Below are 19143 nucleotides of genomic sequence, written 5' to 3'. Positions count from 1 at the left end.
CCACCGCCCCCCTCTGAGCCACCGTCCCCCCGGCGGGCGTCCGCGCCCGCCGGGTCACCGCGCCAGCCGGCCCAGCCTGCGCCGCAGCCGCCGGACCCGCCGGTCGTCGGTGACCTTGTCGAGCAGACGGCGCCCGGCTCCGGCCGCGTAGGCAGGGCCCTCCAGCCGCAGCACGGTGCCGTCGCGGACGACGGCGTACGCGAGCGGGGTCTCGGTCTTCGGGAGGGTGACCGGGTGGCGGCCGGCGGGGAGCTTGAGGCGGGTGGGCAGCCGGAGTTCGGCCGTCGTCGAGCGGGCGCCGGGTACCAGTTCGGCGTCCACCTTCAGGGCGGACACCGTGACCTTGACGCGGGCCGGGGCGCTGTGCGGCGTCGCGGCGACGAAGGGCAGCGGGAGCGTGCGCCCGCCGCGGGCGGCGTTGGTGCCGGCGGCGCCGGCCGTGTCGGGGCCGAGGGCACGCTGGCGCCGGTCCACGTCCAGGGCGAGCTGGCCCTTGACCGTCCAGTACGGCAGCGCGAGCCGCCCGCCGGTCAGCGCCGGCCCCGCGGCCGGGCCGCCGGGGGTGCCCTCGCCGGTCAGGCGGACCATGCGGTCGACACCGAGCATCTGGACGAAGGCCCACACGTCGTGCACCCCGCGCTCCAGCGGCCGTCCGCCGGCCAGCCGTTCGGGGTCCAGGCGCAGCAGGCCGGAGGCGACGAGCTGCGAACGCCCCTCGCCGAGCGGGCGCAGCCGTACCTCCAGGTCGCCCTCCGGGTACCACCAGTCCTCCCGGTCCCGGTCCTTGACGACCAGCTCCGCGTACGCCAGCCGGAACGGATCGCGGACCTCCCACCCGTCCTCGGTGCCCGGCACGCCGGCCAGCAGCTCCGGGTCCAGCCAGCGCTTCCCGTCCCGCTCGACGACCACCAGCGGCTCGCCGTCCCCGCGCAGCAGTTCGAGCGTGACGTCGGCGACCAGACGGCCGTCCTCCCAGCGCGGGCCGCCCATCGTGCTGCGGGCCTTCACCTCGCGGACGCGCTCCGCGAACGCCACCGCGCCGTCGAAGTCGCCGCGTTCGAGGAGTTCGGCGCGCAGCCGCGACACGGCGGGCAGCCCTTCCCGTACGGCCGCCGGGAACTCCTCGAGCGCCAGCTCGCGGGCCGCCGCGAAACGCTGCCGCTGCTCGGCCGGGTCCTCGCGCAGGATCTCGGGCTCGCGGGTGCGGGAGAGGATCTCGACGTGGTACAGGCGGTGCAGGAGACGGTTCTGCAGGGCGTCGAGGTCGTCGGAGGCCTGGGTGCCGTCCTTGATCTGGCGGACGATGGTGCGGACGTTGGGCCAGAACCCGTACCGGGGGTTGAACCGGTGCTGGGTGTTGTTGCCGCCGTCGTCCCGCTTCATCCAGTAGTAGCAGGGGTAGTCGGCGAGCACGGCTATGCGCTCGGCCTTGAGGTAGGCGGCGCTGACGAAGAGCAGGTCCTCCAGGATCCACGGCCCTTCCGGGAACCGCAGCCCGTGCTGCTCGACGAAGGCCCGCCGGAACATCTTGTGCGGGGACATGCTCTGCATGAGCTCGTCGTTCTCGATCGTGCAGGCGTCCACCGTGTGCCGGAACAGCCGCCGGGGCCGGACCATCGTGCTGGACATCTTGCCGAGCACCACGTCGGCGTCGTTCCGCTTGGCGTGCTCGTACAGCCGCTCCAGGGCCTCGTGGCCGAGCGTGTCGTCGTGGTCGACGAACTGGATGTACTCGCCCTTGGCGTGCCGCATGCCGAGATTCCGGGGCGCGCCCGGCCAGCCCGAGTTCGGCCGGGTGTGCACCTGGACGTTCGGGTGCCCGGTGGCGATCTTCTTCAGCCGGTCCAGGGTGTCGTCGGTCGAACCGTCGTCGACGTAGATGACCTCGTACTCGTCGGCCGGCAGGCTCTGCTCCAGCAGCGACGGCGCGCACTCGTCGACGTACTTCCCGGTGTTGTAGACGGGAACGATGACGCTGACCTTCAGTCTCGGCATTCCACGGACCTTACCTGCCGGTGAAAGCCCGTGACCGCCGGCTTACTGGCTTGCCGTGAGATGTGAGGGGTGCGGCTTTCGCCCCGGTGGTGAAGATGGTCACACTCTGTGTAATTGCTGTGTACACTCGGTTTTCCCGATCACCTTGACGGCCCATATTTGACTCGTAAGTCGTCGAGTCCGTCGTCCAGACCGACCTGACCGGCAACGACGACCAGGTCACCCCGTACACCCACAACGGTGGCGCGGGCTGGCGGAAGAACCCGGCCGACGGCATCTCCAAGCCCGAGTACCGCACCTGGGGCGACTGGCCCGGCTACGGCAAGGTCCAGGTCGTCACCTCGTACGGCACCAGCCCCGCCTCCAACACCAGGACCGAGCACGTCTTCTTCCGCGGCCTCGACGGCGACGCCGACAAGGACGGCACTGCCCGCTCGGTGACGGTCACCGACTCCTTCGGCAACCGCACGAGCGAGGTCCGGCACGGGCTGAACGTGGCGGCCACGGCGACCCGTTCGTAGGAGTACGGCGAGACGGGCTCGGGCTCGGGCGTCGCGGTGACCGCGGGACGAGGAACGGCACCAGCACCAGCCGTCCGGCCCCTGACGGCAGTAGCGACGGCAACACCCACGGATTTCTCCGCACAACCACGGACAAGCGCTTTCCAGGAACAAGTACGGAGAGCCCCGTCGGTGCCCCTGATCCTGCCGGATATCCACACACGGAGCTCGGGCACAAGAAGGGCAGGCGCGAAACGTACGCTCAGGCCCGGGAGTTTGGTGCCGAAGGGAAAGCCCGTCAAGGACGTGGACTTCACCAATCACGGACGGGCTTCTGTGTGGTGTGACGGAAGTGGTTGACGGCAACATCAGCGGACGAGCGCGGTGCAGGGTGGCTGTTCATTGCCGTCGCTCGCCGTTGGCCGTCTCTGTGGTCTTCGGGCTGCCGAGGACGGTGCTGAGGCCGTCCATGGCATTTTGCTGGAGGCGGAGTTGGACGTTGGAGGTGGAGCGCGCTCACGCCGTGCAGGCCGCCTGCGAGGCCGACCTGAGCCGGCCACCGAACACGACGTCTACAACTCCGCCCGATCAAGGAGGAACTGCCATGAACCACGGTGAGTGGAAGACCCGCCGTCACCGCCAGCCCCTCGGGGAAACGGTGGAGGAGAACGCCGAGTACGACCGCCTGTACGAGGAGGCGGAACTCGCCCACGATCTCGGCCAGCTGGTCTACGACCGGTGCACCGCACTGGGCCTGTCCCAGACCGAACTCGCCGAACCCTGCGGGATGAAGCAGCCCCAGATCTCCCGGATCGAAGGCGGCGGTACCGTACCCACCATCCCGCTCCTGCGATGCCTGGCCCACGCCCTCGATGCCGACCTGACCATCGAGCTCACCCCGCACCATCACGCGGCCTGATCGACCTGCGATAACCGGCGGTTCGAGGAACCTCCGCGTCCCTGGAATTCTCCGGCGACGCAGACGGCTGACGGTAGTAACTCGTGCACACTTGACTCCGCGAGCCCTCTTGTACACGAACCACCGTTCTATCGGGCCGAGTCGAAATTGTTATGCGCGGCGAATGCGACGGTCCCGGCGGCGGGTACGCGGCCTACCCGCCCCCTCGCGCTCACCGAATTACCGACAATTCGCGGTAATAGCGGACGCTTGTGGTCTCAGGTTTGATGCAGTCTCAACTAGTCTTCTCCGCCCCGGTAGTTCCGCCCGTCACAGGCTTCCCTAGGATGGGCGGCGACCAACACGAGCCGCGCATATCTGGGGGCGTGGCATGTCGGCGGTGTGTCCGTGTGAGACCGCCGGGAGGAGAGCTATCCATGTTCCTTGTTCGAGGGCGGTCCATACCGTCCGTCACCGGCGCCGTGCTCGCCTCGGGCATGCTGTGCGCCGGAACCCTGGCCCTTGCCGGGACGGCGGCGGCCGACGACGGCGGCGACACCAACGTCGCCGTCCTGGGCAACATCGTCCACGGCGGCCGCGTCAACATCCTCGACGACTCGGGCAAGGTCGAGGAACGGCTCACCGGTGGCACGATCCGGCTGACGCTGCAGAACGGCGCCCTCGAGACCTACTGCATCGACATCCACAACCCGACGTCGAAGGGCACCAAGTACACCGAGACGGACTGGGACCACTCGGTCCTGTCCGACAAGAAGGAGCGCCTCGGCAAGATCCGCTGGATCCTGCAGCACGCCTACCCCGTGGTGCAGCCGGCCGATCTGGCCTCGAAGGCCGGTGTCCAGCAGCTCAACGAGGACACCGCAGCCGCCGCGACCCAGGCCGCCATCTGGCACTTCTCCGACGGTGTGAACGCCCACCCGAAGAACGGCGCCGCCGACAAGGTCACCAAGTGGCTCGAGGACCAGGCCGAGAAGCAGGGCTCCACCGAGGAGCCGTTGCCGTCGCTGCAGCTCACGCCGGACAGCGTGTCCGGCAACAGCGGTGACAAGGTCGGCCCGGTCACCGTCAACACCAGCGCCGACAAGGTCCAGATCGGCCTCGACGACAAGTCGAAGGCCGACGGTGTGACCGTCGTCGACGGCAACGGCAACCCCGCCACCACCGCCTCCAACGGCGACAAGCTCTTCTTCAAGGTGCCGGCCGATGCCGCCAAGGGTGAGGGCACCCTGAACGCCTCGACCACCACCCGCATCGAGGTCGGCCGGGTCTTCGCCCCCGTGGACAAGAAGAGCCAGACCCTGATCCTGGCGGGCAGCACGGACGTGCCGGTCTCCGCGACCGCGACCGGCGCCTGGGCGCCGAAGGAGCACAAGGGCCCGATCCCGTCCGTCACCTTCGACAAGAGCTGCACCGCGGGCGGCGTCGAGGTGACCGCGACCAACAGCGGTGACCAGGACTTCACCTTCAAGCTGAACGGCGAGAGCCACACCGTCCAGCCCGGCAAGTCCGCGAAGGTCCTGGTGAAGGTCGGCGAGGACCAGTCCTACTCCATCAAGGTCGAGGGCCCGGCCGGCTTCGGGCCGTGGAAGACGCAGGGCGTCCTGGACTGCAAGACCTCCGACAACGGCGGTGGCGGCAACGGTTCTTCCGCCAGCCCGTCGCCGAACGCCCCGACCACGAACAACAACAACACCTCGGGCGGCGACCTGGCCCAGACCGGTAGCAGCAGCGCCACCCCGGTCATCGCGGGCATCGCCGCGGCCCTGGTGATCGCGGGCGGCGGCCTGGTCTTCTTCCTCCGCAAGCGCCGCTCCACCCCGTCCGCCTGAGCGGACACCTCACCGCACCCCGGTGAACCGGCCTGACTGAGAAGGCCTGAAACCGGAAAGCCCCGCCGGAATTCGTTCCGGCGGGGCTTTCGGTCGTTCGGCGGCAACGGTGCCGCGGCGGCGACAGTCAGAACGTCAGAACACGGGCGTTCCGGCCTGCGTCAGCTTCCAGTTGGTGACCGCGAAGTCGGCCGGGTCCAGGGTGCCCTTGGACGTCACGTAGTCGATCATCAGCTGGCGGATCTCGTTGGTGGAGCTGTAGGCGATGTCGGCCGTGGCGATGTGCGGGTAGCCCGAACCGCCGTTCGCGCGGTAGTTGTTGACCGCGACGACGAAGACCTGGTCGTCCGCCACCGGGGCGCCGTTGTAACTGAGGTTCTTGATCCGCGAGCCCTCGGCCTGCGCGATGTCGATGTCGTAGGAGACGCCGGCCGCGGTGTCGTACATGTAGTCCCAGAAGTTGTTGGCGTTGGTCAGCGTCGCGGTGTCGACCTTCGTGCCCGCCGGGACCTGGTGGTAGTACTTCGCCGCGTACTCCAGGTAGTCCTTGAGCTGGGCGCCCGTCAGCTTCTTGCCGTAGAGGGTGTTGTCGTAGATGTAGAGGCCGGCGATGTCCTTGATGGTGACGCTGCCGGCCGGGATGTCGGCGGTGCGCGAGAAGGGGGCCGCCACCGAGATCAGCGGCAGTGCGGCGTCGGAGGCCGAGAGTCCGGTCTTCACCGTGTCCATCTGGACCTGGTGGATGAAGTCCATGATGGGCACGTCCTTCCAGCAGGACTCCGCCGCCGAGAGGTCCTCGGTGCAGGTGCCCACGGGCGTGTTGACGTACTTCACCACCAGCTCGTGGTCGGCCTCCAGGAGCCTCCTGATCTCCGGGTCCTCCTCCACGGTGTTCGTGTTGAGGGTCTGGGCCGTCTTCTTCGTCACCCGCCAGCGCCCGTGGTGCAGTTCGAGCTCGAAGTCGAAGACGCTGAGCCGGTAGCCCCAGCAGTACGGCTCGGAGAGCAGGACGTCCTCGCCGGTCTCCTCGTTCTTGACGGTGTAGGAGGGCACCTCGACGTGCGTGTGGCCGACCAGGATCGCGTCGATGCCGGGGACCTGCTCGGCGACCAGGTTGGAGGCGTTCTCGACGTACGGCAGCGCGTCGCCGTAGGAGGAGGACCCGTCGAGACCGGAGTGGTCGGTCAGGAAGACGACGTCGCAGCCGAGCGCGCGCAGCCGCGGCACGTACTTCTTCGCCTGCTCCACCAGCCCGGGGAAGACCATCTTCCCGCCGACGTTGTCCTTGTCCCACAGCGCGATGCCGGGGTTGGTCAGCCCCAGGATGCCGACCTTGATGTCGGGCGCGCCCGGCACGCAGATCCGCTTCACGGCGTACGGCTGGAAGGCGGGCCGCAGCGTCTTCGCGTCCAGCGCGTTGGCGCCCAGCAGCGGGAAGCGGCACTGCTGCTCGAACTTCCGCAGCAGGTCGATGCCGTAGTTGAACTCGTGGTTGCCGAGCGCGGCGGCGTCGTAGCGCATGTGGTTCATGGCGACGGCCATCGGGTGCTCCGGGCCCCGCTTGCCGTCCTTGCCGGTGATCGGGTCGACGCGCGCGAAGTAGTAGGCCAGCGAGGTCCCTTGGATGATGTCACCGGCGTCGACGAGCAGGACGTGCTCCTCGCCCTTCGCCTCGCGCTGCTGCTTCACCAGCGTGGCGACGCGCGCGACGCCGACGGAGTTGCCCGCCTTGTCGCTGTAGGGGGCGTCCTTGTAGTAGTCCCAGTCGAAGACGTGGCTGTGCAGGTCGGTGGTGCCCAGGATGGAGAACGACCAGGTCCTCGGGGCCCTGCCGTGTCTGCGGCCGGCGGCCTCGGCGGTACCGGTGCCGACCGTTCCCGCCGCGGCGACCGCCGCGCCGGTGACGGCCGACTTCTTCACGAACTCCCGGCGGTTCATGGGATTGAGGGGCATTCAAGGCTCCTGAGAGGCTGGAGTTGACGCGAGTAGATGAGCGGGCCGTGCGGCGGCTACCCGCGTAGATCGTGCTCGCGCCCCGGCAGTGCCGGGAACCAGGAAAAGACCATGTCCAGGTCAAGGATGAGTCATGAGTCACTCAGGAGGCCGCTGGGCGAACCGGGTCAGAGGGAGCCGATGAGCCTGATCTCGGGCGGCCACAGCACACCGTTCGCCATCAGCAGGGCGGGCCCGAGGTGCACCGGGCACACCAGCAGCGGCGGCAGGTTGTGCCGGGCGACCTCGAAGACCGCCGGGTCGGAGCAGTCCGTACCGCCGGCGTGGTCGCCTTCACCGCCGTACGGTCCCCGGCAGCGTGCGTTCCGGTGGACGCTCATGCCTCCAGTGTCCACCGGGGCGCACCTACATCTATTAGGAGTTCCTCGGCCCCTCCTCCACGACGTCCGCCGTCTCCTCGGGGCAGGGCGCGGGCAGGCGCAGGCCCCGGGACTCGGCGACGCGCAGGGCGTCGGTCAGGCACTCGGCGAGACGGCGGCCGGCGTAGCGGACCTCGGTGTGCGGGGACGCGGGGTCGTCCAGCACGGTGCGGGCGAGGTCGAGCACGTCGGCGGCGGTGGCGAGTTGAGCGGCTTCCAAGTCGTCGGCGAGCCGGGAGAGGTAGCCGCCCGCGCTGTCGGTGACCAGGTAGCAGGGCTTGCCCTCCGGGGACGGCCAGGGCAGGAGCCAGGGGGTGACGAGGGGTACGGGGGCGCCGTTCGCGGGCTCCATCAGGCCGCCACCTCCGTCACGCCGACCAGGTGCCGGTCCAGGTCGATCCCGAAGTCGGCGGCGAGCACGAGAGCGAGACGGCGGCGCTGCCGGATCGCTGCCGCTTGAGCTTCCCCGGCTTCCCGTTCGAGGGCGGCGAGGTAGGGGCGGACGAGGGCGGAGTCGCTGCCGTCGAGGGGGGCGTGCAGGCCGTACGGGGAGCGGGGGCGCGGGAGCGTGGTGGTGGGGTGGACGGGGCTGGGGTGGAGCCGGGGGAACGGGTCGCGCTGGGATCGCGGCTTACGGCGCCGTCCGGTGCCGGCACCGAGGAAGAGGCGCAGCCATTGGAGGGCGCGCGGGATAAGGTCGGTCATGTCTACGCTCCTGTGTAAGCGTGGGCCGTGCCCCGGGAGGTTGCCGCCTCGCCGGGGCTCTTTTCGTCTTGGACGCTACACCTGTACGTAGCCCTCTACATACAAGTACAGAGGGATCCACACGAACGGGGAAGTCGCTACCGCTCTACGTTGGACATATGAGCGACACCGATCAGCCGAAGACGATGCTCGACCCGTTGAGCGCGAGACCGCTCTACGTGCAGCTGGCCGACGTCATCGCCGGAAAGATCGCGTCCGGGGAGCTGGCGCCGGACCGGCCCATCCCCTCCGAGAACCACCTCGCCGACGAGTACGGCGTCGCACGCCTCACCGCGCGGCGTACGGCGCAGGAGCTCCGCGAACGCGGACTGATCGTCACCGTACGCGGCAAGGGTTCCTTCGTGGTGGCCCAGCCCCCGAACGACTCCCCCGAAGACAGCGAACCGAAAGACTGAAGGGCTCAGCCCTGCACCACGAGCCCGGGGCAGTGACGCCGCATCGCGTCCAGAACCGCCGCAGGCGGCACCGGCAAGGTGTTCACGGCCATGTTCGCCGGGCCGAAGCCCACTCGCGCGTTCATGGACGCGGCGCCGCGGACCAGCCTGGGCGCTCGCGCCAGATAGGCGTCCGGATCGTGCAGCACCAGCTCGATGAACCAGTGCGAGGCGCCGCGCACCCGCTGATCGCGGATCCGCACGGCGGCTATCTCGTCCCAGGCGAACCGGCCCAGGTGCACGTGCTCCAGCCCCGCGTCGTCCAGCACCAGCTCCGGTCGGTTCCGGAGCAGGCGCCGGGCGATGATCACCGAGCAGAACCCGAAGAAGGGTACGGCCAGCACCCCTGCCACGGTCATCTTCACGCTGCTGTGGACTGCGAGGAAGACGACGCCCAGAGCGACGAAGACCAGAGAGCCGGCCATCATGGCCCACATACGCCCCTTGGCGGGCGGATAGACCGTAGGAGACCGGGGAACGCCATCGCTGATCATGGGGTCAGACGATAGGACCGGAGCCCTCGCCGGCGGAACCCTTTCGCCGACCGTGCGGTGCGGTGGCCGTGCCGGGCCGCCCGACCCGGGGCGGCCCGGTACGGCCGTAGCGTCACAGGAACGAGTTGACCTCGATCGTCTCGTCCCGCCCCGGGCCCACGCCGATCGCCGAGATCGGCGCGCCGGACATCTCCTCCAGCGCCTTGACGTAGTTCTGGGCGTTCTTCGGCAGGTCGGAGAAGGACTTCGCCTTGGTGATGTCCTCGGACCAGCCGGGCAGGGTCTCGTAGACCGGCTTCGCGTGGTGGAAGTCGGTCTGCGAGTACGGCAGTTCCTCGACGCGCCTGCCGTCGATCTCGTAGGCCACGCAGACCGGGATCTGCTCCCAGCCGGTGAGGACGTCGAGCTTGGTGAGGAAGAAGTCGGTCAGGCCGTTGACCCGGGTCGCGTAGCGGGCGATCACCGCGTCGAACCAGCCGCAGCGGCGGTCCCGGCCGGTGGTCACACCCCGCTCGCCGCCGATGCGGCGCAGCGCCTCGCCGTCCTCGTCGAAGAGCTCGGTCGGGAAGGGGCCGGAGCCGACGCGGGTCGTGTACGCCTTCAGGATGCCGATGACCCGGCTGATCTTCGTCGGGCCCACGCCGGCGCCGGTGCAGGCACCGCCCGCGGTGGGGTTCGACGAGGTCACGAAGGGGTACGTGCCGTGGTCGATGTCGAGGAGCGTGCCCTGGCCGCCCTCGAACAGCACCACCTTGTCCTGCTCCAGCGCCTGGTTCAGCACCAGGACGGTGTCCGCGACGTACGGCTGCAGCCGCTCCGCGTAGCCCAGCAGCTCCTCGACCACCTGGTCGACCGCGATCGCGCGGCGGTTGTAGAGCTTGGTGAGCATCTGGTTCTTGACGTCGAGGGCCGCCTCGACCTTCTGGGTGAGGATCGACTCGTCGTAGAGGTCCTGCACGCGGATGCCGACGCGGTTGATCTTGTCCGCGTAGGTCGGCCCGATGCCGCGGCCGGTGGTCCCGATCTTCCGCTTCCCGAGGAAGCGCTCCGTCACCTTGTCCACCGTCACGTTGTACGGCGTGATGATGTGAGCGTTACCGCTGATCAGGAGCTTGGACGTGTCGACGCCGCGCTCGTTCAGCCCGTTCAGCTCGGAGAACAGGACCGACGGGTCGACGACGACGCCGTTGCCGATGACCGGGGTGCACCCCGGCGAGAGGATTCCGGAAGGGAGCAGGTGGAGGGCGTACTTCTGATCGCCCACGACTACCGTGTGGCCGGCGTTGTTGCCGCCCTGGTAGCGCACCACGTAGTCGACGGATCCGCCGAGCAGGTCCGTCGCCTTTCCCTTGCCTTCGTCACCCCACTGAGCACCGAGCAGCACAAGTGCGGGCACGCGCGTACACCCCTTCCGGGCGGGGCATGTCCAAGGTCAGGGGCGTACGCGTAGGGTTCCCGCCGCGTGCACCACGACCGGCCGCGAGCGTCGTTGGCCGCGAACCGTCGGACCGGATGGCCCCGGAATAGACGAAGCCCCTGGCGCAATAGCGCAAGGGGCTCTTGCACAAAGATGCTACCCGAGGAAGCGAGGCTGGACCGAGGTGGCGACTTCTCCGACTTCCGAACAGCTGCTGGTGGTCATCGATCCGGTGGCCCGACGGACGGACGGAGAGTCGGTACGTATCGCGAAAGACGTGCTCAGCGCGGGTGCGCACGCGAAGGTCTGCCTGCCGGAGGGGCCCGAGGAGTTCGCCCGGGCGCTGGCCCGGCGCGGCTCGCGGCGGCCGGTGGTGGTCGGCGACGACCGCGCCCTGGTGCGCGCCGTGTCCCTGCTGCACCGCCGGCGGGAGCTGGCCGGTTGTGCCCTGTCGGTGGTCCCGGTGGGCAGCGTGCTCTCCGTGGTCCACGCGCTCGGGGTGCCCGCGGGAGCGGTGGCGGCGGCGCGGGCGGTCCTCGACGGGGTCGAGCGGCGCCTGGACCTGATGGTGGACGACAGCGACGGCGTGGTGCTCGGCGCGCTCCGCATCCCGCCTCCGGCCCCGCGGACCCCGGCACCGGAGACGGGCCGCCCGTGGCTGCGTACGGCGCAGTCCCTCGTGCGCACCCTGGTGCCCGCCCGCGAGGCCCCGGTCTCGGCCCCCCGGCCCGCCCGGCTCAGGGTGGAGGTCGACGGGGTGACGCTGGTGGACCTGGACCAGCCGGTGGAGGCGGTGTCGCTGACGCCGGGCGCCACGGGCCTGGCCGAGGTGGAGGTGCGGCCGGTCTCCGTGGGAGCGGAGGCCGCGCCCCTGTGCGCGAAGGGCCGGACCGTGAGCGTGTCCGGGGCGGACTTCCGCTACCGGGCGGACGCGGGCGTGCGGGGGCCGGTACGGCGGCGGACGTGGACCGTGCTGGAGGGGGCGTGGGGGCTCACGGTGCCTGGGTCGTCGTAGCGGGCGCCTCGAAGCCGGCGGTGTCCAGAACGCAGTCGAACGGCGCCGGGAGGGGCAGCTTCTCACCGAACGGCTTGGTGCAGCGGGACTCGTAGCCCTTGGCGGAGGGGGTCGAGAAGACGGTGGCCTGCTTCTCCTGCATGTCGAGCAGCAGATACACCGGGATGCCGGCCCGTCCGTAGACACGGACCTTGTCGGTGAGGTCGTCGTCCCGGGTGGAGGCGGAGGTCAGCTCGGCGACGAAGGACAGCCCGTCGCCGTCCAGGTGGGTGCTGCTCGTCTCGTACGTCCGCTCGTGCGCGGCATGGATGTCGGATCCGTAGGCTCGCTCGTCGTCCGGGAAGACGTACAGGAACGGTGACCTCTCGATGACGTGCCCTTGTGGGAGGTGCGGCGCCAGTTGCCTGCAGACCAGATCCATCACACGGCGGTAGTACCCCTTCGACCACGGCGACAAGACGATGTTCCCCCTGATGATCTCGGCTTTGTAGCCGTCGGGCACGATCAGCTCGTCGAGGTCGTCCAGCAACGCCTCGAAGCCACGGGGCTCGGTACCGCTCGTCGTCGGTCGCTCAGTCATCAACGTCATGATGCGCCCTCCCCCTCACGTGAAACCAGCCCGCCACTCAGTGTAGCCAAGTGACTACCCGGTCATGATCGGTTTCCGGTTATCCACCCGCGGGGGCGCCGACTCAGGCGCCGAACAGCTTCTCGCGGTGGACGCGCCAGCGCTCCATCATCTGGGCCACGTCCTTCTCGATGAACTCGAAGAAGGCGAGCGTCTCGGCCAGCCGGCGGCCGGCCGGCGTCTCGGGGCCGAGGCTGTCGACGCCCTCGCGCAGGGCGGCTTCCCAGCGCTTGATGATGGCCTCGCGGTTGGTCAGGGCCTCGTACCACTGGTCGCCGTGCACCCGGTAGCGCTCCCGGCGCGAGCCCGGCTCCCGCTCGCGCGAGACCATGTGCGTCATGGTCAGGTAGCGCACCGCCCCGGACACCGCGGCCGGACTGATCCGCAACCGCTCGCCCAGCTCGGCGGAGGTCAGCACGCCCTCGTCGGAGGAGAGCAGCGCGGCGAACACCCGGGCGGGCATGCGCTGCATCCCGGCCTCGACGAGCTGTGCGGCGAAGCTCTCCACGAACTTCGAGACCGCCTCCTGGTCCCTGTCCGTCTCGTCCGTCATGGTCACCACCCTAGCCGGGATTTATACACTTCCTTAACTTCACAAATTTCTGAAGGAAGCGTACGTTCTGAATCATGACGAAGGCAAACCTCGCCATCGAGGTATCCGGACTGCACAAGTGGTTCGGCGGGACGCACGCCCTGGACGGCCTCGACCTGGAGGTGGAGACCGGCGAGGTGCACGGCTTCCTCGGGCCGAACGGGGCGGGCAAGTCCACCACCATCCGCGTCCTGCTCGGCCTGCTGCGCGCCGACGCCGGAGCCGCGCGGGTGCTCGGCCGCGACCCCTGGCAGGAGGCGGTGGAGGCGCACCGCCGGATCGGGTACGTCCCCGGCGACGTGACGCTGTGGCGCAACCTCTCCGGCGGGGAGGTCATCGACCTCTACGGCCGGCTGCGCGGTGGGCTCGACGCACGGCGCCGCGCCGAGCTGATCGAGCGCTTCGAGCTGGACCCCACCAAGAAGGGCCGCACCTACTCCAAGGGCAACCGGCAGAAGGTCGCCCTGGTCGCCGCGTTCGCCTCGGACGTGGACCTGCTGATCCTGGACGAGCCGACCTCGGGCCTGGACCCGCTGATGGAGGAGGTCTTCCAGCGCTGCGTCGAGGAGGAGCGCGAGCGCGGCCGGACCGTCCTGCTCTCCTCGCACATCCTCAGCGAGGTCGAGGAACTCTGCGACCGGGTGAGCATCATCCGCAAGGGCCGGACGGTGGAGAGCGGCTCGCTGACCGAACTGCGCCACCTCACCCGGACCAGCGTGAGCGCCGAACTGGCGGGCCCGCCCAACGGGCTGGCCCGCCTGCCCGGCGTCCACGACCTCGACGTCCAGGGCAGGCGGGTGCGGCTCCAGGTCGACACGGACAAACTCGACGCCGTACTGCGGCAGTTGAGCGAGTCCGGCGTACGGTCGCTGACCTCGACGCCGCCGACCCTGGAGGAGCTGTTCCTGCGCCACTACCAGGAGACCGGGGCGGCCGGGGCGGACGGGGCGGACGGGGCGGAGGTGGCGGCGCGGTGACCGCCACGTCGCTCACCCTGCGCGGCGCGGGCGCGCGCCAACTGGCCGGCACCGGCACCCTGCTGCGGTTCGCCCTGCGCCGCGACCGGGTGCTGATCCCGGTCTGGGTCGCCGTCAACACGCTCATGGTGCTGTCCATGCCGAACACGCTGAAGACCCTGTACGGGACCCGAGCCCAGCGCGACGACCTCATGCACCAGATGGCGACGAACTCCTCGCTGCGCGCCCTGGTCGGCCCGGTCTTCGACGACTCGCTCGGTGCCCTGACGGCCTGGCGGGTCGGGGTCTACGCCGGTGCCCTGGCCGCCGTCACGAGCCTCCTCGTCGTCATCCGGCACACTCGGGACGAGGAGGAGAGCGGCCGTCAGGAGCTGGTCGTCTCCGGCATGGTGGGCCGCCGGGCCCCGCTGACGGCCGGGCTGCTGGCGGCGGCGGTCGCGAGCGGGGCGCTGGCGCTGCTGGTGGCGGGCGGCCTGGCCGGTCACGGCGGCGCGGGGGCCGTCGCCCTCGGCCTCGGCCTCGCGGGCGTCGGCATGGTCTTCGCCACGCTGGCGGCGATCGTCGCCCAGCTCACGGAGAGCGCGCGGCTGGCCCGCGGGCTGACGGCGGCCGGCCTGGGCGCGGCCTTCGTGCTGCGCGCGGCGGGCGACTCCTCGACGGACGACGGATCGTCCGTGCTGACCTGGCTGTCGCCGCTCGGCTGGCTGGAGAACCTCAGGCCGTACGCCCGTGAGCGCTGGTGGGTGCTGCTGCTGTTCGCGGCGGCGGCGCTGGTGCAGGGTGTGGTGGCGTACGAGCTGGCCGGGCGGCGGGACACCGGCATGAGCTTCCTGCCGACGCGGCCGGGACCGGCGTCCGGACGGCTCGGCACGGCGAGCGCGCTGGCCCGGCGGCTGCAGCGGGGCGCCCTGCTCGGCTGGAGCGCCGGCTTCTTCCTCGCGGGGGTCGTCTACGGGGGCCTGACGGACGGGGCGGCCGACCTGGTCCGGGACAACGACAAGGCCCGCCAGATCTTCGAGCGCATGGGCGGCAGGTCCGGGATCACCGACTCCTTCCTCGCCTCGATGACCGGCATGCTCGGGCTGATCGCGGCCCTCTACGTCGTCGCCTCGGTGCTGCGCCTGCACGGCGAGGAGACCTCCGGCCGCGCCGAACCCCTCCTCGCGAACGCGGTGGGCCGCCTGCGCTGGGCCGGCGGTCACCTGGCCCTCGCCTTCGGCGGAACCGTCCTCATCATGGTGCTGACCGGGCTGGGCTTCGCCGTCGGCTACGGCAAGGAGGTCGGCCCGATCATGGCCGCCTGTGTGGTGCAGGTGCCCGCCGTGTGGGTGGTCGGCGGGGTCGCCGTGCTCCTGTACGGGTTCGTGCCCCGGGCGGCGCAGGCGGCGTGGGGAGTCGCGGGCGCGGTCCTGCTGATCGGCTGGGTGGGCCCCGCGCTGAACGCCCCCCGGGCGGTGCTGGACCTCTCCCCCTTCGGCCATCTGCCGAAGCTGCCGGGGGGTTCGATGGAGTGGACCCCGGTGCTGGTTCTGCTCGTGCTGTCGGTGGCGCTGGTGGCCGCCGGGCTGGCGGGGCTGCGGCGGCGGGACATGACGACGTGACGTGAATCGCTCAGTCGAGGTACTGCTTGAGTTCCTCGGTGTCGATGACGCTGCCGACCGGGTCCGGCAGCGAGACCTTACCGCCGAACTTGACCATATGGACGTCCCGGTAGCCGAGGCATGCGCGGCGGTCGCCCTGGGGCGCTCAGCGATCATCCGAACGGGTGATCATCACCTCACTTCGACGGCCAGGCCCTCCAGCCCCCGGATCACGAAGTTCGGTTTCCGCTTCGGCTCCGCCGCCAGGGCGAGCGTCGGGGCCTTCTCCAGCAACGCCGTCATCGAGGCCGCCAGTTCGATACGGGCCAGCGGGGCGCCGATGCAGTAGTGGATGCCGGCGCTGAAGGAGATGTGCGGGTTGTCCTCGCGGGTGAGGTCGAGACGACCGGGGTCCCGGAAGACCTCCGGGTCGTGGTTGGCGGAGCCGAAGAGCATCGCGATCTCCGCGCCCCTCGGGATCGCCGTGCCGTCGATCTCGATCTCGTCCAGCACCCAGCGCTCGAAGAGCTGGAGCGGGGTGTCGTAGCGCATCAGCTCCTCGACGGCGGACGGGACCAGGGCGTGGTCGGCACGCAGGGCCGCGAGCTGGGCGGGGTTGCGGAACAGGGCCCACCAGCCGTTGACGGTGGCGTTCACCGTGGCCTCGTGGCCCGCGTTCAGCAGCAGCACGGCCGTGGAGATCATCTCCTGCTCGGTGAGCCGGTCGCCCTCGTCGTGGGCGGCGATGAGCCCGGAGATCAGATCCTCGCCGGGCCGCCGGCGCCGCTCGGCGATCAGCTCGCGCAGATACTCCGTGAACTCGACCGAGGCCCGTACGGCGCGGGCGGCCACCTCCTCGGACGGGTTCAGCTCGTACATCCCGCAGATCTCCGCCGACCAGGGCCGCAGCGGGGCGCGGTCGGCCTCGGGGATGCCCAGCATCTCGGCGATGACGGCGACGGGCAGCGGCTCGGCGACATCAGTGAGCAGATCGCCGCCGCCCCGCTCCACCAGCCCGTCCACCAACTCCCCGGCCAGCCGGGTCACGTACGGCCTGAGCTGCTCGACGGTCCTCGGCGTGAACGCCTTCGACACCAGCCGCCGGATCCTGGTGTGGTCCGGCGGTTCCAGGTCGAGCATCCCGTGGTCGTTGAGGGTGTGGAACGGCTCGTGTTCCGCGGGGGGCGCCGTCCGCCCGAAGTCCTCGTGCGCGAACCGGTGCAGATACGTCCGCCCCAGCCGCCGCTCCCTCAGCAGGGCCGACACGTCCGCGTGCCGCGGCACCAGCCACTGGTCGGTCGGCTCGTAGTACTGCACCCGCCCCTCGGCGCGCAGCTCGGCGTAGGCGGGGTAGGGGTCGGCGACGAACGCGGGATCCCAGGGGTCGAAGGCAGCCATGCCGGGACGCTAACCCGGCGTCCCCGGCTCTGACCAGGGGCCCTTCGGACGGCCGGCGGTGCGGGCCCGCGCACCGGTGTGGTCATCCCGGCGTGACCAGCCGCGCCTCGTACGCGAACACCGCCGCCTGCGTGCGGTCCCTGAGGCCCAGCTTCACCAGGATCCGGCTGACGTGCGTCTTGATCGTCGACTCGGCCACCACCAGGCGCTCGGCGATCTCCGAGTTGGACAGGCCCTGGGCGATGAGGACCAGGACCTCTGTCTCGCGTTCGGTCAGGTCGCCGTAGGCCTGGTGGGCGGAGTGCAGGGCGCGCGGGGCCTGGGAGAGCTTGGAGAACTCCGTGATCAGGCGCCTGGTCACCGAGGGCGCCAGGAGCGCCTCGCCGGACGCCACCACCCTGACGCCGTCGGCCAGCTGGCGGGCCGAGGCGTCCTTGAGGAGGAAGCCCGAGGCGCCCGCGCGCAGCGCCTGGTAGACGTACTCGTCGAGGTCGAAGGTGGTCAGGACCAGCACCTTGGCCGCGCTGTCGGCCGCCACGATCTCCCGGGTCGCCTCGATGCCGTTCAGCTCGGGCATGCGGATGTCCATCAGGACGACGTCGGGGCCGAGTTCGCGGACCCGGTCGACCGCCTCGCGGCCGTTGACCGCCTCGCCCACGACCTCGATGTCCGGCATCGCGTTGAGCAGCACCGAGAAGCCCTCGCGCACCATCATCTGGTCGTCCGCGATCAGCACACGGATGGTCATGCGTCACCGTCCGCCACGGTGGCGACCGGCAGGAAGACCGTCACCTCGTAGCCTCCCTCGGCGGTGGGGCCGGCCGTCATCTCGCCGTTCAGCATCGCGACACGCTCCCGCATGCCGGTGACGCCATGGCCCGCGCCCGGCGAGGGTTTCACCAGGCTCGGCTCGGGCGGCGGGCCGTTGACTATGCGCAGGCCCAGGCCGCCGAGGACGTAGGAGACCTCCACCTTGGCACCCGCGCCCGGGGCGTGGCGCAGGGTGTTGCTCAGCGCCTCCTGCACGATCCGGTACGCCGACAGCCCGACGCCCTGCGGCAGTTCTCGTACCGCACCGGTCGTCGTCCGCTCCACGGCCAGGCCCGTCTCCCGCACGTTGGCCAGCAGGGCGTCCAGGTCGGCGAGGGTGGGCTGGGGGGCGTCGGGGGCCTCGTAGTCCTCGGCGCGGACCACGCCCAGCACGCGGCGCAGCTCGGTCAGCGCCGCCACCGCGTTCTCCCGGATCGTCGCGAACGCCTTCTCCAGCTCCGGGGGCGGGTTCTGCACCCGGTAGGGGGCCGCCTCCGCCTGGATGGCGACGACCGACATGTGGTGGGCGACCACGTCGTGCAGCTCCCGGGCGATCGTCGTGCGCTCCTCCAGCAGCGTGCGCCGGGAGCGCTCGTGCGCGGTCACCGTCCGCTGCGCGGTCACCTCCTGGCGGGCCTCGCGGCGGATGTGCCAGACGGTGACGGCGAGCAGGGACAGCGCGGAGACGAACAGCAACGGCGCCGTGTTCGACCCGAAGTAGGTCTCGCCGCGCAGGAACTGGGCCCCGAGGCCGTAGAGCGCGGTCAGCGCCCACATCCACGCCGCCGTGCGCGGCCGGGTGCGTACGGCCACGATGGTGAGCACGAACAGGTGGCAGGCGAAGGCGCCGGGCAGCCACGGCCAGTCGCCGAATCCGTCGGAGCCGACGACCGAGGCGACCGGCGTCGCGGCCATCGACAGCCAGAACGCGCCGACCGGCCGGACCATCGTCAGCAGGACCGGGACCGCGGCCAGCAGCCCGAGCACCAGGTTGACGCCCGCGCCGGCCATGGCGCTGTCGGCGCCGAAGAGCATGGCCAGCAGCGCGGCCGCGACGATCACGGCGTGCGCCCGCCAGGCCGCGTACTCCCGCGTCCGGCCCCTCAGCCGCCGGGTGAGCCGGCCGCCGGTCCCCACACGGGGCAGCGGGCGGTAGGCGAAGGCGTCGTGGAACAGGTCCTGCCGCAGCCCGCGCAGGGCGTCCATGGCGGCCCGGAACTCGGGGCTGCGCGGCTTGTAGGGCTCGAACGCGTCCGCCGGCTGCTCCGGCGGCGTCGGCTGCGTCTGGCTGGTGTCGGTCACGGGAGAACGGTAGGCGGCGGCCGGGCCGGCGGTCGTCACCAGTGAGAAGGGTCCTGCGGTCTCCCCCTCAGGTACTACGGCCTGGTGCTACGGCCAGGTACTACGCGGCCGGCCAA

19 protein-coding genes are annotated in these 19143 nt (G+C 70.6%); 6 read left to right on the top strand and 13 right to left on the bottom strand.

Going from position 1 to position 19143, the window contains the following annotated elements; genetic code table 11:
• Positions 1-54: 54 nt before the first annotated feature.
• Positions 55-1995 carry a glycosyltransferase family 2 protein gene (locus ACJ9NR_RS21415; RefSeq protein ID WP_412493709.1) on the bottom strand — a complete coding sequence of 647 codons (1941 nt, stop codon included), beginning with the start codon at positions 1993-1995 and terminating at the stop codon, positions 55-57.
• A 316-nt stretch (positions 1996-2311) separates the two neighbouring features.
• Entirely contained in the window at positions 2312-2626 is a 315-nt protein-coding gene (locus ACJ9NR_RS21410; protein WP_412493710.1) for a hypothetical protein, read from the bottom strand.
• A gap of 473 nt (positions 2627-3099) precedes the next feature.
• Here ACJ9NR_RS21410 and ACJ9NR_RS21405 point away from each other — a divergent pair, with 473 nt between their 5' ends.
• Both ACJ9NR_RS21405 and ACJ9NR_RS21400 read left to right on the top strand, forming a co-directional pair.
• A complete protein-coding gene (locus tag ACJ9NR_RS21405) occupies positions 3100-3414 on the top strand; it encodes a helix-turn-helix domain-containing protein (protein WP_412493711.1) in 315 nt (104 codons plus the stop codon).
• A gap of 416 nt (positions 3415-3830) precedes the next feature.
• A complete protein-coding gene (locus ACJ9NR_RS21400; protein WP_412493712.1) occupies positions 3831-5243 on the top strand; it encodes a Cys-Gln thioester bond-forming surface protein in 1413 nt (470 codons plus the stop codon).
• 135 nt (positions 5244-5378) lie between these two features.
• Here ACJ9NR_RS21400 and ACJ9NR_RS21395 read toward each other — a convergent pair whose 3' ends face one another.
• The 4 genes from ACJ9NR_RS21395 to ACJ9NR_RS21380 form a co-directional block, all read right to left on the bottom strand.
• On the bottom strand, positions 5379-7196 hold the full coding sequence (locus ACJ9NR_RS21395; protein WP_412493713.1) for a bifunctional metallophosphatase/5'-nucleotidase: 1818 nt from the start codon (positions 7194-7196) through the stop codon (positions 5379-5381).
• A 167-nt stretch (positions 7197-7363) separates the two neighbouring features.
• On the bottom strand, positions 7364-7576 hold the full coding sequence (locus tag ACJ9NR_RS21390; protein WP_412493714.1) for a hypothetical protein: 213 nt from the start codon (positions 7574-7576) through the stop codon (positions 7364-7366).
• Between the two features lie 34 nt (positions 7577-7610).
• Positions 7611-7967 (bottom strand): hypothetical protein, encoded by a 357-nt coding sequence (locus ACJ9NR_RS21385; RefSeq protein ID WP_412493715.1) that lies wholly within the window; start codon positions 7965-7967, stop codon positions 7611-7613.
• The gene (locus ACJ9NR_RS21380) at positions 7967-8320 is read right to left on the bottom strand and encodes a hypothetical protein (RefSeq protein ID WP_412493716.1); all 354 of its coding nucleotides are present in this window, start codon (positions 8318-8320) and stop codon (positions 7967-7969) included. The genes ACJ9NR_RS21385 and ACJ9NR_RS21380 overlap by 1 nt, the downstream gene beginning before the upstream one ends.
• A 158-nt stretch (positions 8321-8478) precedes the next feature.
• Between ACJ9NR_RS21380 and ACJ9NR_RS21375 the strand changes: the two genes are divergently transcribed.
• A complete protein-coding gene (locus tag ACJ9NR_RS21375) occupies positions 8479-8775 on the top strand; it encodes a GntR family transcriptional regulator (RefSeq protein WP_412493717.1) in 297 nt (98 codons plus the stop codon).
• A gap of 5 nt (positions 8776-8780) precedes the next feature.
• On the opposite strand, the gene ACJ9NR_RS21370 is transcribed toward ACJ9NR_RS21375, so the two are convergent.
• Both ACJ9NR_RS21370 and ACJ9NR_RS21365 read right to left on the bottom strand, forming a co-directional pair.
• Positions 8781-9308 (bottom strand): STM3941 family protein, encoded by a 528-nt coding sequence (locus ACJ9NR_RS21370; protein ID WP_412493718.1) that lies wholly within the window; start codon positions 9306-9308, stop codon positions 8781-8783.
• Between the two features lie 112 nt (positions 9309-9420).
• On the bottom strand, positions 9421-10704 hold the full coding sequence (locus ACJ9NR_RS21365; protein ID WP_412493719.1) for an adenylosuccinate synthase: 1284 nt from the start codon (positions 10702-10704) through the stop codon (positions 9421-9423).
• Between the two features lie 205 nt (positions 10705-10909).
• Here ACJ9NR_RS21365 and ACJ9NR_RS21360 point away from each other — a divergent pair, with 205 nt between their 5' ends.
• Positions 10910-11740, top strand: coding sequence for a diacylglycerol kinase family protein (locus ACJ9NR_RS21360; protein WP_412493720.1), 831 nt, complete (start codon positions 10910-10912; stop codon positions 11738-11740).
• Here the strand turns inward: ACJ9NR_RS21360 and ACJ9NR_RS21355 are convergent.
• On the bottom strand, positions 11718-12329 hold the full coding sequence (locus ACJ9NR_RS21355; protein ID WP_412493721.1) for a Uma2 family endonuclease: 612 nt from the start codon (positions 12327-12329) through the stop codon (positions 11718-11720). The genes ACJ9NR_RS21360 and ACJ9NR_RS21355 overlap by 23 nt on opposite strands.
• Before the next feature lie 103 nt (positions 12330-12432).
• Complete coding sequence (locus tag ACJ9NR_RS21350) at positions 12433-12921, bottom strand: GbsR/MarR family transcriptional regulator (protein ID WP_412493722.1); 489 nt, start codon at positions 12919-12921, stop codon at positions 12433-12435.
• A gap of 74 nt (positions 12922-12995) precedes the next feature.
• Between ACJ9NR_RS21350 and ACJ9NR_RS21345 the strand changes: the two genes are divergently transcribed.
• Positions 12996-13937 (top strand): ABC transporter ATP-binding protein, encoded by a 942-nt coding sequence (locus ACJ9NR_RS21345; RefSeq protein ID WP_412493723.1) that lies wholly within the window; start codon positions 12996-12998, stop codon positions 13935-13937.
• Positions 13934-15538, top strand: a complete 1605-nt coding sequence (locus ACJ9NR_RS21340; RefSeq protein WP_412493724.1) for an ABC transporter permease — start codon at positions 13934-13936, stop codon at positions 15536-15538. Before ACJ9NR_RS21345 ends, ACJ9NR_RS21340 begins: the two co-directional genes overlap by 4 nt.
• A 171-nt stretch (positions 15539-15709) precedes the next feature.
• Here ACJ9NR_RS21340 and ACJ9NR_RS21335 read toward each other — a convergent pair whose 3' ends face one another.
• The 3 genes from ACJ9NR_RS21335 to ACJ9NR_RS21325 form a co-directional block, all read right to left on the bottom strand.
• On the bottom strand, positions 15710-16915 hold the full coding sequence (locus ACJ9NR_RS21335; protein WP_412493725.1) for a cytochrome P450: 1206 nt from the start codon (positions 16913-16915) through the stop codon (positions 15710-15712).
• A gap of 82 nt (positions 16916-16997) precedes the next feature.
• Positions 16998-17663, bottom strand: coding sequence for a response regulator (locus tag ACJ9NR_RS21330; RefSeq protein WP_412493726.1), 666 nt, complete (start codon positions 17661-17663; stop codon positions 16998-17000).
• Entirely contained in the window at positions 17660-19027 is a 1368-nt protein-coding gene (locus tag ACJ9NR_RS21325; protein WP_412493727.1) for a sensor histidine kinase, read from the bottom strand. The genes ACJ9NR_RS21330 and ACJ9NR_RS21325 overlap by 4 nt, the downstream gene beginning before the upstream one ends.
• Between the last annotated feature and the right edge of the window lie 116 nt (positions 19028-19143).

Source organism: Streptomyces sediminimaris, assembly GCF_047049295.1.
Classification (GTDB): Bacteria; Actinomycetota; Actinomycetes; order Streptomycetales; family Streptomycetaceae; genus Streptomyces; species Streptomyces sediminimaris.
This window is presented reverse-complemented; position numbering and strand designations above follow the sequence as displayed.